16 protein-coding genes, 1 tRNA gene and 1 pseudogene are annotated in these 15,188 nt (G+C 73.1%); 13 read left to right on the top strand and 5 right to left on the bottom strand.

The features are described from left to right. The 4 genes and pseudogenes from IEZ01_RS34565 to IEZ01_RS00550 all read left to right on the top strand — a co-directional run. Positions 1-554 (top strand): annotated as a pseudogene (locus IEZ01_RS34565) (ABC transporter substrate-binding protein); the annotation flags it as partial. A 10-nt stretch (positions 555-564) separates the two neighbouring features. After that, a complete protein-coding gene (locus IEZ01_RS00540) occupies positions 565-1,068 on the top strand; it encodes a YbaK/EbsC family protein (protein WP_019890722.1) in 504 nt (167 codons plus the stop codon). Between the two features lie 17 nt (positions 1,069-1,085). Then, positions 1,086-2,396 (top strand): ATP-grasp domain-containing protein, encoded by a 1,311-nt coding sequence (locus tag IEZ01_RS00545; protein WP_019890723.1) that lies wholly within the window; start codon positions 1,086-1,088, stop codon positions 2,394-2,396. After that, entirely contained in the window at positions 2,389-3,462 is a 1,074-nt protein-coding gene (locus tag IEZ01_RS00550) for an NAD(P)/FAD-dependent oxidoreductase (protein ID WP_019890725.1), read from the top strand. Before IEZ01_RS00545 ends, IEZ01_RS00550 begins: the two co-directional genes overlap by 8 nt. Here IEZ01_RS00550 and IEZ01_RS00555 read toward each other — a convergent pair. Next, positions 3,374-4,492: a GlxA family transcriptional regulator gene (locus tag IEZ01_RS00555; RefSeq protein WP_078513448.1), complete on the bottom strand. Its 1,119-nt coding sequence runs from the start codon at positions 4,490-4,492 to the stop codon at positions 3,374-3,376. The two genes, IEZ01_RS00550 and IEZ01_RS00555, sit on opposite strands and share 89 nt — an antisense overlap. Positions 4,493-4,783: 291 nt before the next feature. Between IEZ01_RS00555 and IEZ01_RS00560 the strand changes: the two genes are divergently transcribed. Further along, positions 4,784-5,599, top strand: coding sequence for an AfsR/SARP family transcriptional regulator (locus tag IEZ01_RS00560; protein WP_158685726.1), 816 nt, complete (start codon positions 4,784-4,786; stop codon positions 5,597-5,599). Between the two features lie 288 nt (positions 5,600-5,887). Here IEZ01_RS00560 and IEZ01_RS00565 read toward each other — a convergent pair whose 3' ends face one another. Continuing rightward, complete coding sequence (locus IEZ01_RS00565) at positions 5,888-6,757, bottom strand: hypothetical protein (protein WP_019890729.1); 870 nt, start codon at positions 6,755-6,757, stop codon at positions 5,888-5,890. Continuing rightward, the gene (locus IEZ01_RS00570; protein ID WP_019890730.1) at positions 6,754-7,521 is read right to left on the bottom strand and encodes a phosphatase PAP2 family protein; all 768 of its coding nucleotides are present in this window, start codon (positions 7,519-7,521) and stop codon (positions 6,754-6,756) included. Before IEZ01_RS00570 ends, IEZ01_RS00565 begins: the two co-directional genes overlap by 4 nt. Before the next feature lie 179 nt (positions 7,522-7,700). On the opposite strand from IEZ01_RS00570, the gene IEZ01_RS00575 reads away from it, so the two are divergent. The 3 genes from IEZ01_RS00575 to IEZ01_RS00585 all read left to right on the top strand — a co-directional run bounded on the left by IEZ01_RS00575 (position 7,701) and on the right by IEZ01_RS00585 (position 9,292). Then, positions 7,701-8,321, top strand: coding sequence for a TetR/AcrR family transcriptional regulator (locus tag IEZ01_RS00575; protein ID WP_019890733.1), 621 nt, complete (start codon positions 7,701-7,703; stop codon positions 8,319-8,321). A gap of 93 nt (positions 8,322-8,414) precedes the next feature. Next, complete coding sequence (locus IEZ01_RS00580) at positions 8,415-8,648, top strand: hypothetical protein (RefSeq protein ID WP_019890735.1); 234 nt, start codon at positions 8,415-8,417, stop codon at positions 8,646-8,648. Positions 8,649-8,929: 281 nt separating this feature from the next. After that, positions 8,930-9,292 (top strand): DUF488 domain-containing protein, encoded by a 363-nt coding sequence (locus IEZ01_RS00585; RefSeq protein WP_189199244.1) that lies wholly within the window; start codon positions 8,930-8,932, stop codon positions 9,290-9,292. A gap of 10 nt (positions 9,293-9,302) precedes the next feature. On the opposite strand, the gene IEZ01_RS00590 is transcribed toward IEZ01_RS00585, so the two are convergent. Then, positions 9,303-10,217, bottom strand: a complete 915-nt coding sequence (locus tag IEZ01_RS00590) for a TIGR03619 family F420-dependent LLM class oxidoreductase (protein WP_189199246.1) — start codon at positions 10,215-10,217, stop codon at positions 9,303-9,305. A gap of 148 nt (positions 10,218-10,365) precedes the next feature. Between IEZ01_RS00590 and IEZ01_RS00595 the strand changes: the two genes are divergently transcribed. The 4 genes from IEZ01_RS00595 (at position 10,366) to IEZ01_RS00610 (ending at position 14,435) form a co-directional block, all read left to right on the top strand. Then, on the top strand, positions 10,366-11,586 hold the full coding sequence (locus tag IEZ01_RS00595; RefSeq protein ID WP_189199247.1) for a cytochrome P450: 1,221 nt from the start codon (positions 10,366-10,368) through the stop codon (positions 11,584-11,586). An 80-nt stretch (positions 11,587-11,666) separates the two neighbouring features. After that, positions 11,667-12,386 (top strand): (Fe-S)-binding protein, encoded by a 720-nt coding sequence (locus IEZ01_RS00600; protein WP_189199249.1) that lies wholly within the window; start codon positions 11,667-11,669, stop codon positions 12,384-12,386. Beyond that, positions 12,379-13,791: a lactate utilization protein B gene (locus IEZ01_RS00605; RefSeq protein WP_189199251.1), complete on the top strand. Its 1,413-nt coding sequence runs from the start codon at positions 12,379-12,381 to the stop codon at positions 13,789-13,791. The genes IEZ01_RS00600 and IEZ01_RS00605 overlap by 8 nt, the downstream gene beginning before the upstream one ends. Beyond that, positions 13,788-14,435, top strand: coding sequence for a LutC/YkgG family protein (locus IEZ01_RS00610; RefSeq protein ID WP_189199253.1), 648 nt, complete (start codon positions 13,788-13,790; stop codon positions 14,433-14,435). Before IEZ01_RS00605 ends, IEZ01_RS00610 begins: the two co-directional genes overlap by 4 nt. An 80-nt stretch (positions 14,436-14,515) precedes the next feature. Here IEZ01_RS00610 and IEZ01_RS00615 read toward each other — a convergent pair whose 3' ends face one another. Next, complete coding sequence (locus IEZ01_RS00615; RefSeq protein ID WP_189199255.1) at positions 14,516-15,007, bottom strand: DUF309 domain-containing protein; 492 nt, start codon at positions 15,005-15,007, stop codon at positions 14,516-14,518. Between the two features lie 108 nt (positions 15,008-15,115). On the opposite strand from IEZ01_RS00615, the gene IEZ01_RS00620 reads away from it, so the two are divergent. After that, positions 15,116-15,188: transfer RNA gene (locus tag IEZ01_RS00620), tRNA-Pro, on the top strand.

Here is a 15,188-nt window from a genome sequence, read left to right on the forward strand (position 1 = left end):
GCCCGGGCGAGGCGGGGGCGGACATCCCCGAGGGCGCCGAGATGCGGTTCTCCATGCGGTACGCGGCCGGGCACCGCACCCTCACGTCGGTGATGGAGAAGTTCGCCGCCGACGCGGCCCGGGCCGGCATCGAGATCGAGCTGACCGAGGTCGAGGCGAGCGTGCTCGTCCTGGAGGACACCACCTGCACACCCGGCCCCGACAGCCCCTGCCTGTGGCAGTTCAGCGACTGGAACGGCGGCTGGGGCTACGGACCGGGCTTCCTGCCCACCGGTGAGGCGCTCTACTCCACCGGTTCCCCGGTCAACTTCGGCAGCTACAGCGACCCGAAGGCGGACGAGCTGATCGCCCGCACGGTCGTCAGCGACGACCTGGAGGAGCTCTACGCCTACCAGGACTACATCGCCGAACAGGTACCGGTCATCTGGATGCCCAACTTCCCCTTCCGGCTCCTGGAGGTCGCCCACGACCTGCGCGGTGTCACTCCGGTCAACCCCTTCGGGCTGATCAGCCCCGAGGACTGGTACTTCGTCGAGAACCAGCCCGAGGAGTGAGGCGTCCGCGATGTACCAGAGACTGATCAGCTTTCTGGACGCCAACCAGGCCCGCTACCGCCTCATCGACCACCCGCCCGAGGGCCGCACGGACCTCGCCAGCCAACTGCGCGGCCACCCGCTGGAGCACGCCGCCAAATGCATCGTGGCGCGGGTGGGCATCACCAAACGGGTCGGCCGCTATCTGCTCGCGGTCGTCCCCGGCCACCGCCAGGTCGATCTCGCCGCCCTCGGCGAGATCGCCGGCGGCGGCCGGACCGCCTTCGCCACCAAAGAGGTGGCCGAACGGCTCGCCGGAAGCGTGAGCGGCACGGTCATGCCGTTCAGCTTCCACCCCGATCTCCACCTCGTCGTCGACGAGGAACTCCTCGGTCTCGAGGAGATCTATTTCAACGCCGCCCGACTCGACCGCTCCGTGGCGCTGTCCACCACGGACTACCAGAGGCTCGCCGAACCGCGCATCGCGCGCATCGCGGCCAAGGAACGGGTCCCGATCAATTCTGCGAGGGGATGACAGTGGAGGTGAGAGAAGTGGCGGACACCACGGCGAAGGAGCGGGACGACGGCCTCGTGCTCGTCGTCGGCAGCGGTGGGCAGGCCTACCGGGAGTACCTGCTGGCCGACGCGGCCGCGCGGCGCCCCGTCTGGCTGCTCGACGCCACCGACCCGACCTGGCAGACGCCCTATGTGAAGGGTGCCACGACCGTGCCGCTGCGCGACGAGGAACGTCTCGTTCCCGACCCGGAGGCACTGCTGCGGGCGGCCGAGGCGGTCGCCGCCGAACACCCGGTGGCCGGCGTGTTCAGTTACGACGAGACGCTGGTCGTCGCCACCGCGCACATCGCCGAACGGCTCGGCCTGCCCGGCCTGACCGTGCGCGGGGCCGACAACTGCCGCAACAAGCACAGCTCCCGCCGGATCCTGACCGCCGCCGGGCTGCCCCAGCCGCGGTTCGCCTACGTCACCGACGCCGGCGAGGCGCTGCGCACGGCCGACGAGTTCGGCTACCCGGTCGTCCTCAAGCCGCGCGGCATGGGCGCCAGCATCGGCGTCATCCGGGTCGACGGCCCCGACGAGATCGAGGCCGCGTACACGATGACCGAGGCCGCCAGCCACGGCGGCAACCCCGACTACGAGGGCGGGGTGCTGGTCGAGGAGTGCGTCACCGGCCCCGAGATCAGCATCGACGGCGTGGTCTTCGACGGCGAGTACACTCCGCTCTTCGTCGCCCACAAGGAGGTAGGGCTCGCGCCCTACTTCGAGGAGACCGGGCATGTGGTGGACGCCGCCGACCCGCTCCTGGAGGACGCCGAACTGCTCTCCGTCCTGGTCACCGCCCACCGCGAGCTGGGACTCGGCCACGGCATGACCCACACCGAGGTCAAACTGACCTCCCGCGGACCGGTGATCATCGAGGTCAACGCCCGCCTCGGCGGCGACCGGATCCCCTACCTCGGCAAGCTCGCCACCGGGATCGCCCCGGGCTCGGTCGCCGTCGACGTCGCCACGGGCGTACGCCCCTCCTGGACGGCGACCGAACGGCGCACCGTCGGCGTCCGCTTCCTCTACCCGCCGGCCGACGGTACGGTCACCGCCGTGGGCGTGCCCGACACCGGCCAGGTGCCGGGTCTCCTGGAGAGCACGACGATGGTGGCCCCCGGCGCCGCACTCGCACTGCCCCCCAACGGCTACCTCACCCGCTACGCGTACGTGATAGCCGCGGGCCGGTCCCGCGCCGCCTGCGAGGAGACCCTGAGCAAGGCGGCGTCGCTGGCCACCCTGTCCCTCGACCCGACCGCGGCCACCGCCGCCCCGGCGGACGGCGGGACGGACCATGACTGAGCCACGCGACGCGGCGGGCCGCATCGCGGTCGTCGGCGGCGGACTCGCCGGCGCCCTGCTGACCTGGCGGCTCGCCCGCGCCCCCTACGCACTGTCGGTGGACCTCTTCACCGGCCCCCCGGACGGCTTCTGGGACGACGCCACCCACGCGTCGGGCGGACTGGTACGGGGCTTCGAGACACAGGGAGACCTCGCAGAGGCGGCCGGCGCCAGCCTCACCGAACTCCTCGGCGACCCCCGGCTGCGCCAGTGGGCCGACTACCGCGAGACCGGGGCCGTCTACGCGCTGCCCCCGCACCCCGACATCGAGGACCTGGTCAAGACGGTCGACCGGCAACTACCCGGCTCCGTACGGACGGTCGGCCGCGAGGAGCTCCGCTCCGGCTTCGGCCTCCAGGGCCTGCCCGACGACACGGTGGGGGTGGCGGAGCGGACGGCCGGCTACATCGCCCCGCGCCGGCTGCGCGACGCGGTCCTGGTCGATCTGAGCGGCCCGGCGGTCCGGGTCCGCCACGAGCGGGTGGCGGCCGTGACGGAGGACCGCGGGATCCGGCTCGCCGAAGGGGCGCTGCGCGGCTACGACGCCGTCGTCGTCGCGGCCGGGGCGTGGACCCCCCGCCTCCTCGCCGCGAGCGGTCTCGACGACCAGGGGCTGCGGACCAAGCAGATCCAGTACAGCCTCTTCCCGGGCCGGGTGCCGGGCCTCGGCACCTTCGTCGACGAGACCACCGGGCTCTACGGGCGCTGCACGCCCGACGGGGCGACCCTGCTGGGGCTGCCCACCGACCGGTGGGACGTGGACCCTTCGGGCCTCCAGGTCGACGCGGCCGTGGCCGGCCGGGTGCTCGCCGTGGCGCGCAGCCGGCTCGACCTGTCCGACCTGGGGAGCGTCAAGGTCACCACGATCACCGCGGCCGACTGCTACAGCACGCCGGCCGGTCTCAAGCTGCGGGCGCTCACGCCCGGTCTGTTCACCTTCACCGGCGGCAGCGGGGGAGCGGCCAAGACGGCGCTCGCCGCGAGCCGTACGGCGGCGGAGCACATCGGCTCCGGCGGATGGTCATGACCCGGGGGTCGCCAGGCCGGTGCGGGGGTGCGCGGTTGGCGGATAACGGACCCGGCGGGCCGGAATCCTCCGCCGGAGCCCGTCTGCTGAAGGCCCGCCGGTAGGACCGGGGCGGTACGCCGCGGCGCTGCATGAACTGATGACGCAGCGCCGCGGCGGACGTGTATCCGACCTGGCGGGCGACCTCCTCGACCGGCAGGTCGGTCGTCTCCAGGAGCTCCTCGGCCCGCGAGAGCCGCAGATTGACCAGCCAGGCGTGCGGGCTCGCCCCCATGGCCTCCTGGAAGCGCCGGGCGAAGGTCCGCGGGCTCATCAGGGCGCGGGAGGCGAGTTCGTCGATCTTGATGGACTGGTGGAGGTTCTCGCGAGCCCAGAGGATCACCGAGGAGAAACGATCCGCCTCGCGCTGCGGCAGCGGCGCGGAGACGAACTGCGCCTGGTCGCCCTCCCGGTGGGGTGCCACCACCAGGGTCCGGGCGATCTCGTTGGCCGCGTGTGCGCCGTACTCGCGGCGCAGCAGATGCAGGCAGAGATCGATCCCCGCGGCCGCCCCGGCCCCCGTGAGGATCCTTCCCTCGTCCACGTACAGCGCGTCCTCCTGGAGCTTGACCTCCGGGAAGCGGTGGGCGAACTCCGCCGCGTAGCGCCAGTGGGTGGTCGCCCGCAGCCCGTTGAGCAGGCCGGTGGCCGCCAGCAGGTAACTCCCCACGCAGTACGCCGCGACGGTCGCCCCCCGGTCGTACGCGGCGTGCACGGCGTCCAGCACCTCGGGGGACGGCTCGGTGCCGTAGTTGTCCGTCGGCAGCAGGATCACCAGGTCGGCGGCGGCCAGCCGGTCGAGACCGCTGTCCACGTCCATGGAGAGTCCGATATTGGTCGGTATCGATCCCGGTTCATCCGTACAGACGCTGAGGCTGAACGCGGGCAGTCCGCGGGCGCTGCGGTCGGCGAAGATCTCCCCCACAACGCCCAGACCGAAGGCGGCGGTTCCCGGCCGGGCGTAGGCCGCGACTTTCTGGAATGGGCTCATGCCACGAAGTCTGGCAGAGGATTTGCGTTTCCGGACAGACTCGACACTGGCCGAACCCGGCCTTGTGTTTGATTCTTGTCGCATGCCAGATGAGAGCTACGGATCCCACGGTAGCGGCCGAGACCCGGCCCGAACCGTCCTGCGATGTTCTGTCTGTTATGGCCGACTTGGCCGACGCGGACAGCTTGCGGATTGAACCATTCAGGGCCCGTGGGCACACAGGGGAAAACAGCGTCGACCTGGGGGGCGCCTGTGCGATCAACAACTCGGCACACGCGGAAAGGTCCATTGATGGAAGCAAGGGCTGAAGTGAACGGCCTCGGCGAATTTCGCTTCAGTATGGGGGGTATTTCGGTCGAGCGATGGTCGGCCGGAAAAACCAAGGAGCTGCTGCAATTCCTGCTGCTGCGCAAGGGGCGGATAGTTTCTCGGGACACGTTGTACGAGGCGCTCTGGCCCGAGGCTGAGTGGGGTGCGAATTCCAGCCATGTGAAGGTCGCCGTGCACAACCTGCGGCGGATTCTGCTTCCGGCCGGTGGTGGTGCTGCGACGCAGACAGTAGCCGTGTTGTCACACGAACGGCCCCTCCGCTTGGAGACGGTGGGCTCCGGCTACCGGCTGGAAGTGGACGACGTCCGGATCGACTACGAGATCTTCGACGAGCTGATCGACAAGGGGCAGGCCGCCATGGTGGCCGGCCGCCTTGACGAGGCCACGCCATATTTCAGGCGTGCTGCGGAGATGTATCACGGGGAATTCCTGTACGGCTCGTCGGCGGAGTGGATCAACGTCCGGCGTGAATGGCTGCACAGCCGTTTCCTCTACGCGGTCCAGCAGGTGATGGAGGCTTCGCTGCGCTCCGGCGACCTCCTGGCGGCCATGCACTGGGGCCACCGGATCCTGGAGAGTGAGCCGTACCACGAGCCCACGTACCGGACGCTGATGTCCGTTCACGCGGCGCTGGGCCAACTCCGCCAGGTGCAGCGCTGGTTCGAGCTGTGCGAGTCGCGGCTGCGCGACGAGCTGCAGGTCGCCGTGGACGAGGAGACCCGCAGGACGTATCTACGCGCGATGCGCGGTGGGCGGGAACCACTGCTTGCCGGCTGAGCGGCATCGCCGTCATATGACGTACGACGCCCGGAGCTCCGTCCAAGGGATCGGACTCCGGGCGTCGTACGTATGCCTCAGGCAAATGCGGTACATACGACTGGACGGGGCCGGCTGCCGGGCCGGCCTGGCGTCAGCGGCGGCGGGCCCGGATGCCGCCGTGCACCGGCCGTGGTCCGAGGAGCCAGGCTCCGGCGGCCTCGACCACCCGCGGGCGCGGGACCTGGGGGAGGAGCCGCTGCCGCGCCCCCGGTCGCACCGGCTGGGACGGGTGAGGGTGTCAGCCCGTCAGCGGGCCGGAGCGGCGGCCGGTTCGGCGCGTTGCGGTGGCGCCGAAGTGGGGCGGGGCCCGGTGGGGGTGGTCGGCAAGGTCAGCAGGAGGACTCCGCGCGCGGCCAGCGCCGCCGAGACCGCCGCGATCAGCCAGCCCCACGCGCCGGCGCGGAACGTTTCGCCGAGCAGACTCACGCCGATGACCGCGGCCGCCGCCGGGTTGGCGAGGTTCACCACGGCCAGCGGCGCGGCGAGCCCCACCCGGTACGCACTCTGGGAGAGCACGAGACCGCCCGCCGCGAAGGCCGAGATCACCACCGCCAGCACCGCCGTCTGCCACCACAGGGCCGCCCCGCCGGGCTGCCGCAGCGCGAGCGAGGACGTCAGGGTCTGGGTGAGCGCGGAGGCGGCGGCCGAGGCGACCCCGGACGCGGTCGCCTGGCCGAGCCCGTGGCGCCCCCGCGCGAGGGCCGCGATCAGCAGGGCCGTCGCCGCCGCCACGGCCATCGCTTCCGGCAGGGACAGGGCGTCGCCGGGGGTGGCCGGGCCGGTGACGGCGATCAGTCCGAGGAGTCCGGCCAGGGTGGAGAGCGCCCCGCGCCACTCGGCCCGGGTCACCCGCCGCCGCTCCCGCCTCGCCGCCAGCGGCAGCGCGGCGACGAGCGTGAGCGCGCCGAGCGGCTGAACCAGCGTCAGCGGGCCGTAGTGCAGCGCGCCGACATGGGCGAGCGCCCCGGCCGCGTTCAGGCCCACGGCCCACCACCACAGCGGCCTCGCGAGCAGCGCGCGCATACTCCCCGACAGCCGGGACTGGATCACCGCGGCCAGCGCGTACCCGGCGGCCGACACCAGCGACAGCAGCACGGCGACGACGATCCCGTTCACCGCGACGCTCCCGCCGGCCGCGCCGCCATGGCGAACGGCCGCCCCGGAGCCCGTACGGACAGCAGCGCCCCGCCCAGCAGCACGGCCGCCACCAGCGCGTCGAGCCAGTAGTGGTTGGCGGTGGAGACGACGACCAGCAGGGTCACCAGCGGATGGAGCAGCCACAGCCACCGCCACCGGCCGGCGCAGGCCCGGATCAGTCCGATCGCGACCATCAGAGCCCAGCCGAAGTGCAGCGAGGGCATGGCCGCGAACTGGTTCGCCAGCGAGTCCGTCCCCGGCGCCGCGCCGTACACGGACGGCCCGTACACCCGCGCGGTGTCGACCAGGCCCGCGGCGGCCAGCATCCTCGGCGGCGCGAGCGGCAGCAGCAGATGCAGGGCGAGCGCGGCGCCGGTGAGCAGCGTGAGCACCCGCCGGGACCAGAGGTAGTGCGCGGGGCGCCGCCAGTACAGCCAGACGAGGAAGGCGGCGGTGGCCGGGAAGTGCACGGCCGCGTAGTAGGTGTTGGCGGTGTGCACCAGCGGCTCGCTGTGCAGCAGCAGCCGCTGCACGAGACCTTCGCCGGGCAGCCGCACCGCCCGCTCCAGCTCCCAGATCCGGTCGGCGTTGTGCAGTGCGCGGCTCTCGTGGCCCGTCGCGAGCCGGCGGCCCGCCATGTAGACGAGGAAGAGCGCGGCCACGAGCAGCAGCTCCCGCCCGAGCGGCGGCCGCGCTTCCCGTGCGGCGCCCGCGCGCCCCGCGGAACGTATTCCGGCAGCCATCCGAGCGGCCCCTTAGATCCAGACATCCGGTGATCCGACATCCCGGCACATCACCGGCAAACGGGGGAAGCCTAGATGCCAAATCATCGAGACGCAAACGTCTCGATACGTTTGTGTCTCGTTTGTGCGGCCCCTACTCTCGGATGCGCACCACCCCGCCGGTCCCGGGAAGGAAGCTCATGTCCACGCAGGCCGCCACCGCCGCCGCGCGCCGCAGCAAGATCACGCCCGAGCGGGAGCGCGAGCTGTACGAGGCCGTCCTCGACCTGCTCCGCGAGGGCGGCTACGACGCCGTGACGATGGAAGGCGTCGCCGCCCGGACCAAATGCGGCAAGGCGACCCTGTACCGGCAGTGGGGGACCAAGCCCCGGCTGGTCACCGCCGCCTTGAACAAGAGCCGCACCACCTTCTTCACCGGGATCGACACCGGCTCGCTCGCCGGGGACCTGCGCGCCGCGGCCCGGGCCGCCGCCGCCCGCGGCGACCGCGACACCGCCCTCGTCGAAGCCGTCACCCAGGCCTACCTCCAGCACCCCGATCTGCGCGAGGCGCTGCGCGAGACCGTGCTCCAGCCCGAGGTCGCCGCCCTGGACGCGATGGTCCGGCGCGGGGTCGAACGCGGCGAGGTCGCCGCCGACAACCCCGCCATCGGCTTCGTCGCCCCCTGCTTCCTCGGCGTCCTGCGCGTCGAGCGGCTCTTCGAGGACCGCCTCGCCGACCCGGCCGCCCTGCCCGCCTTCGTCGAGGCGGTGCTCCTGCCCGCGCTCGGTACACCTGGTGTTCAGACGTTCGACGGGTGATCGTCGAACGGTGTCCCCGCGCCCGCCCGGCTCCCTGCGCGACAGTGAACCGCGCCAGAGCAGGACGGGGGAAGACCGGGAGGACCGCACCGTATGTCCAGCGCCACGGAGTACCTGGGCCGTTCCTTCGGCCGCCGTCGAGGCATCGACCGCGGAGCGGAGTTCGAGCTCGGAGTCGCCCACTTCATGGAGTACGTCGTCGGCGGCCGCACCTACGCGATGGCCCAGGACGACCTCAAGCAGCGCGGCTGGTCCGCCTGGCGCCGCCACCGCGCCCTGTGCGAGGCCCAGCGCCGCGCCGGAACCGCCCCCAGCGTCGCCGTCTGACGCGTGCGCCACGCCTGGGCTCCGGTGAGGCCCGGCCGGTTCGCGGGCGCCTGGCGGTTGGCCCGCGCCGCGTGACTGCGGGCGATACGCCGACGACGTTCGCTCGTTCGTGGGCCCCTGGCCGGGTTCCCGTGCCGACGGTGAGCGACATACCGGCCCGGCGCCCACGGCCCGCCGTTCGCGGCCCTTGGCCGGGTTCCCGTGCCGACGGCGAGCGACACACCCGCCTGGCGGCCACGGGCCGCCCGTTCGCGGGCGCCCGGCCGGTGCACCCTGGATGGATGCAGCGATCCAGCCCGCACATCCGTGTCCGCCGTGTATACGATCCGCCGGAGTCCGCCGACGGTCTGCGCGTCCTGGTCGACCGCCTCTGGCCGCGCGGCCTCGCCAAGGCCGACGCCCGTGTCGACGAGTGGCCCAAGGCCCTCACCCCCTCGGCCGAACTGCGGCGCTGGTACCACGGCCCGGACGGGACGTACGACGAGTTCTGCCGCCGCTACGAGGCCGAACTCGCCGACCCCGAGGCCGCCGAGGCGCTCCAGCGGCTCCGCGAGCTCGCCGCGAAGGGCCCGCTCATGCTGCTGACCGCCGCCAAGGACCCCGACCACAGCCACACCTCCGTCCTCATGCGGCTGCTGCGCTGACTCCGCCCGGTCAGCGCGGGGTACCCGAGACCGGGTCCACGAACCGCGTCACCACCCGCTCCAGCAACGCCCGGTCTTCCCGCGCCGTGCCACGGGTCAGCTCAGGGAACCCCGCGTAGGTGTCGAACAGGACGTGCGTGGCGCCCAGTTCGGCCAGCGCCCACAGGTCCCGGCGTATCTGGTCGGAGGTGCCGTGCCCGGCCGGCCGGTCCTCGCCGAGCGGCCGCTCCGTCACCCGGAGGTGGAGCCGGGGCGCGAGCGCCGGCGCAGCCCGCCCCGCCGCGTCCGCCTCGGCCGCGAGCACCGGCAGGGCCGCCCGCAGCCGCCGCACCGACGGTTTGTACGGATGCCAGGCCTCCCCGAACCGGGCCGCCCGGCGCAGCGCGGCCGGCGAGTCCCCGCCCACCCACACCGGTATCCCCGGTCGCGACGCCGGAGCCGGGCCCGTACGCACGCCGTCGAAGGAGACGTACGCGCCGCGGAATGAGTACGGGTCCTCGCGCCACGCCCCCCGGATCACGGCCAGGTACTCGTCGCTGATCCGCCCGCGGTCCTTGAACTCCACCCCGAGCACCTCGAACTCCGGCTCCGACCAGCCGATCCCGGCGCCGAGGATGAAGCCCCCCTCGCACAACTGGTCCACGTTGGCGGCGAGTCGGGCCGTGTGCAGCGGATGGCGGTACGGCACGACCGTGACCGACGTGCCCAGCGTGAGCCCGGGCACCCGGCCCGCGAGGAACGCGGCGAGGGCGAACTGGTCGTAGAACGGGGAAGGGTAGACCGCGTCCACGTCGGCGGTGACGGCGATGTGGTCGGAGATCATCGCGAACGTGTAGCCGAAGTCGCGTGCGTCCAACGCCTGTTGGGCGAGGGACGCGGGCGTGGTGCCCGTACCGAAGTTGAGGAGATTCACGCCGAAATCCATGCGTGGAGCGTAGCCAGGCCGCGTCGGGCCCGGTCACGATGGCCGCACCGCCCGACCCGCGACCCGACCGACCCCCGACCCGCACCCGACCGACCTGACTGCCCCGCACCCACCCGCCCGCACCCCCCATCCGCCCCGGAGGCGCCGCGTGGACGCGCAATCGCACGCCCTTCTCGACGCGCTGCAAAGAGACCCCTACCCCCTCTACCGGCACGCCCGCGCACAGCCCGGGCTGACCTTCGTCCCCGAACTCGACGCCTGGCTCGTCGCTCGCGACGCCGACGTACGCGAAGTCCTGCTGCGGCCCGAGGACTTCTCCTCCGCCCACGTCCTGCGCCCCGACGTGCTGCCCGCGCCCGCCGCGCTCGCCGTCCTCGCCGGCGGCCTCGGCGACCGGCCCACCGTCATCTCCACCGACGGCGCCGCCCACCGCCGCCACCGCGCCCCGCTCAACCGCGCCCTGTCCGCGACCAGGACCGCCGCCCTCGCCTCGTTCGCCGCCGAGCGGGCGAAGGAGCTCGTGCGGGGCTTGGCCGAGGCCGGGCGCCGTACCGAGCTCATGGAGTCGTACGCCCGCCGGCTGCCCGGCGCCGTCGTCGGCCGGCTCGTCGGACTCGACCCCGAGGACGTCCCGGCCGCCGTGCACGGCAGCCACCGCGCCGAGCAGTTGCTCTTCCGCCCGCTGCCGGAGGCCGAGCAGATCGCCGCCGCCCAGGACGTCGTGGACCTCCAGCACCTCCTCGACCGCTACGCCCGTGCCCGGCGCGCAGACCCGAAGGACGACCTGTGCTCGACGATGGTCGCCGCCCTCGCCCCCGGCAGCGGCGAGCTCACCCTCGACCAGCGCCATGAACTCGTCGCCAACCTCCAGAACTTCCTCATCGCCGGGCACCTCACCACCACCGCGCTCATCGGCACCACCGTCCTTCATCTGCTGCGCGCACCGGAGCGGTGGCAGCTGCTGTGCGCGCGGCCCGAACTCATACCCGCCGCGATCGAGGAGGCCGCCCGCTACGACACCGCCGTCCAGGGCTTCCGGCGCACCACCACCCGCCCGGTCACCCTCGCCGGTACCGAACTGCCTGTCGGGGCAACCGTGTTCGTCGCCTACGGCGCCGCCAACCGCGACCCGGCCCGGCACGCCCACCCCGACACCTTCGACCTCACCCGCCCGCCCTCGCGCCATCTCGCCTTCGGGCACGGCGCCCACGGCTGCCCCGGATCCCAGCTCGCCCGCATTCAACTAAGGGCGACGCTCACGCTGTTCACCCGTGCCTTCCCCGGACTACGCCTCGACCCCGACCACGAGGTGGTCATGCGGCCCACCCTCATCCACCGCTCGCCCGAGGCCCTCCGTCTCACCTGGTGAACACCGCCCGCCGGCGCCCGGCCGGGTGGCGGCCACCAGCGCTCCTACCCGGCCCGGCCGCACCGGCATATCCTGCGACCATGCGCGTCGCCCTCTTCGTCACCTGCGTCAACGACGCCGTGTACCCGTCCACGGGCGTGGCCACCGTCCGCATCCTGGAACGGCTCGGGGTCGAGGTCGACTTCCCCGCCGACCAGACCTGCTGCGGCCAGCCCCCGTACAACACCGGCTACCGCCGCGAGACCGAGCCCCTGGTCCGCCGCACCGTCCGCGCCTTCGAGGAGTACGCGTACGTGGTCACCCCGTCCGGCTCGTGCGCCGCGATGGTCCGCCACCACTACGCCTCCTTCGGCGACCGGGCCGCCGCCCTCGCGCCGCGTACGTACGAGCTCAGCGAGTTCCTGGTCGACGTCCTCGGCGTCACCGACGTCGGCGCGTACTTCCCGTACACCGTCACGTACCACCCCTCCTGCCATGGGCTGCGTGCCCTCGGGCTCGGCACCGGCCCCCGCCGACTCCTCGACGCCGTCAAGGGGCTCGACCTGCGCGAACTGCCGGGCGCCGAGGAGTGCTGCGGCTTCGGCGGCACCTTCGCCGTCAAGAACCCCGACGTCTCGGCGGCCATGGGCCGGGACAAAGTCCGCCACGCCCTCTCCACCGGGGCGGACGTGCTCTGCGGCGCCGACAACTCCTGTCTCATGCACCTCGGCGGCATCCTGCGCCGCGAAGGCGCCCCCCTGCGCACCCTGCACCTCGCGGAGATCCTCGCGAGCACGGAAGAGGAGCCCTGGCGTGAGTGACATCTTCCTCGGCATGCCGGCCTTCCCCCGGGCCGCCAAGGCCGCCGTCCACAACCCCACCCTGCGCGCCAACCTCCGCCACGCCACCCACACCATCCGCACCAAGAGGGCGCGCGCCGTCGCCGAGCTCGACGACTGGGACCGCCTGCGCGAGGCCGGCCGGCGGATCAAGGACCACACCCTGCGCCATCTCGACACCTACCTGGAGCAGTTGGAGGCCGCGGTCACCCGCGCCGGCGGCACCGTCCACTGGGCCGCCGACGCCGCCGAGGCGAACGCGATCGTCACCGCACTCGTCCAGGCCACCGGCGAACGCGAGGTCGTCAAGGTCAAGTCGATGGCCACCCAGGAGATCGGACTCAACGAAGCCCTCGAAGCCGCCGGCATCACCGCCTACGAGACCGACCTCGCCGAACTCATCGTGCAGCTCGGCGACGACCGCCCCTCCCACATCCTCGTCCCCGCCATCCACCGCAACCGCGGCGAGATCCGCGACCTCTTCGCCCGGACCATGGCCGACTGGGGACGGCCCGCCCCCGACGGCCTCACCGACACCCCCGCCGACCTCGCCGAAGCCGCCCGCCTCCATCTGCGCGAGAAGTTCCTGCGCGCCAAGGTCGCCGTCTCCGGCGCCAACTTCATGGTCGCCGAGACCGGCACCCTCGTCGTCCTCGAATCCGAGGGCAACGGCCGGATGTGCCTCACCCTCCCCGAGACCCTGATCTCCGTAGTCGGCATCGAGAAGACCATCCCCACCTGGCGCGACCTGGAGGTCTTCCTGCAGACCCTGCCGCGCTCCTCCACCGCCGAACGCATGAACCCCTACACCTCGATGTGGACCGGCACCACCGACGGCGACGGCCCGCGCGCCTTCCACCTGGTGCTGCTCGACAACGGCCGCACCGACACCCTCGCCGACGAGGTCGGACGCCAGGCGCTGCGCTGCATCCGCTGCTCGGCCTGCCTCAACGTCTGCCCGGTGTACGAGCGGGCCGGCGGCCACGCCTACGGCTCCGTCTACCCGGGCCCCATCGGCGCCATCCTCAGCCCCCAACTGCGCGGCACGACCAGCGAGATCGACGCGTCACTGCCGTACGCCTCCTCGCTCTGCGGCGCCTGCTACGACGTCTGCCCGGTCGCCATCGACATCCCGGAGGTCCTCGTCCACCTCCGCGAGCGGGTGGCCGACCAGGGCGGGCACCGCCTGGAGCAGGCCGCCGTCAAGGTGGCGAGCTGGGTCCTCGACCACCCCGCGGTGCTCGCGGCGGGGGAGCGGCTCGCCGCCAGGACCCGTCGGGCGCACCCGGCCCGGCCGCCCGGCACCAAGGCCTGGACCGAAAGCCGTGACCTGCCCGAACTCCCCGCGGAACCGTTCCGCGACTGGTGGAGGAAGAACCGCACATGACCACGCACACCACCGGCGGCTCCCGAGAGCGGATCCTCGCCCGCATCCGCGCCGCCGTCGCCGACGCGCCCCCGGCCCCGGAGATCCTGCGCGACTACCGCACCATCCACGCGCCCGACGACCCGGCCGCCGTCCTCGACCTGCTCCACGAGAACCTGGCCGACTACCGGGCGATCGTCCACCGCACGGACCCGGCCGGCGTGGCCGCCCTGATCGGGCGCCTGCTGGCCGCGCGCGGCGCCCGGACCGTCCTGGTGCCCACGGGCCTGCCGTCCGCCTGGCTTGCGCCGGACGGCCCCGCCCACGTCGACGACCGGGCGGCCCTCACCCCGGCGGACCTCGACCGCGTGGACAGCGTCGTCACCGGCTGCGCCCTGGCCGTCGCGGAGACGGGCACCCTCGTCCTGGACGGCGGCCCCGCCCAGGGCCGCCGCCGCATCACCCTGGTCCCGGACCACCACATCTGCGTCGTACGGGCCCCCTCCCAGGTCGTCGCGTCGGTCCCGCAGGCCATGCCGCGCCTGGACCCGACCCGCCCGCTCACCTGGATCTCCGGCCCGTCGGCCACCAGCGACATCGAACTCGACCGGGTGGAAGGCGTCCACGGCCCGCGCACCCTGGAGGTGGTCCTGCTCCAGGAGTGAGCCTCAGCGCGGGCCGGGAGCGAATCTCAGCGTGAGCCGGGCGCTGCCAGCAGCCGGGGCGCCTGTGCCGGGAGTGAGACTCAGCGCCGGCCCGGCGCCGCCAGCAGCCGGGGCGCCTCCGCCGCCGGGTCGACCGGGGCGGCCGGCTCGTTCAGCCGCTCCGCCAGTTCCTCGGCCCAGGCCACCACGCCGGCCACGTCGATCCCATGGACCGCCGGACCGTCCGCCAAATGTCCCGCTCCACGCCGCAGCAGCCGCGCTCCGCCCGCCGTGTTCCCCCGGGCCGCATGGGTCAGCCCCACCGCCACCTGCGCGAGCCCCCGCCACAGCACCCGCTCCTCCGCGGGGCCCGACTTCCAGGCATCCTCGAACACCTCATGCGCATGGAACGGCATCCCCGCGTCCAGCAGCCGCTGCGCCTCCTCCAGCGTCTGCGCCGCGGTCCGCACGACCCCCTCCGGCTGCCGCGCCACGCCCTCGACCCCGTACGGCAACGGCCGCCCCAACCCGTCCCGCGGTCGCGCACTCCGTGCCCGCCCCTCGGCGTCCCGATCCCTCGACGTCCCGCTCACACCCCCATTGTCCCCCTGCCCCCGGAAGCCCGTGCGTCCGCCCGCCCCCGGGAGTGAGGTAATGTTCTCTTGCGCGCCCACCCCGGCCGAAACCGGGACGACGCGCACCGGGACGTGGCGCAGCTTGGTAGCGCACTTGACTGGGGGTCAAGGGGTCGCAGGTTCAAATCCTGTCGTCCCG

Origin of the sequence: Streptomyces purpureus (assembly GCF_014648195.1) — a bacterium.
GTDB classification, from domain to species: domain Bacteria; phylum Actinomycetota; class Actinomycetes; order Streptomycetales; family Streptomycetaceae; genus Streptomyces; species Streptomyces purpureus.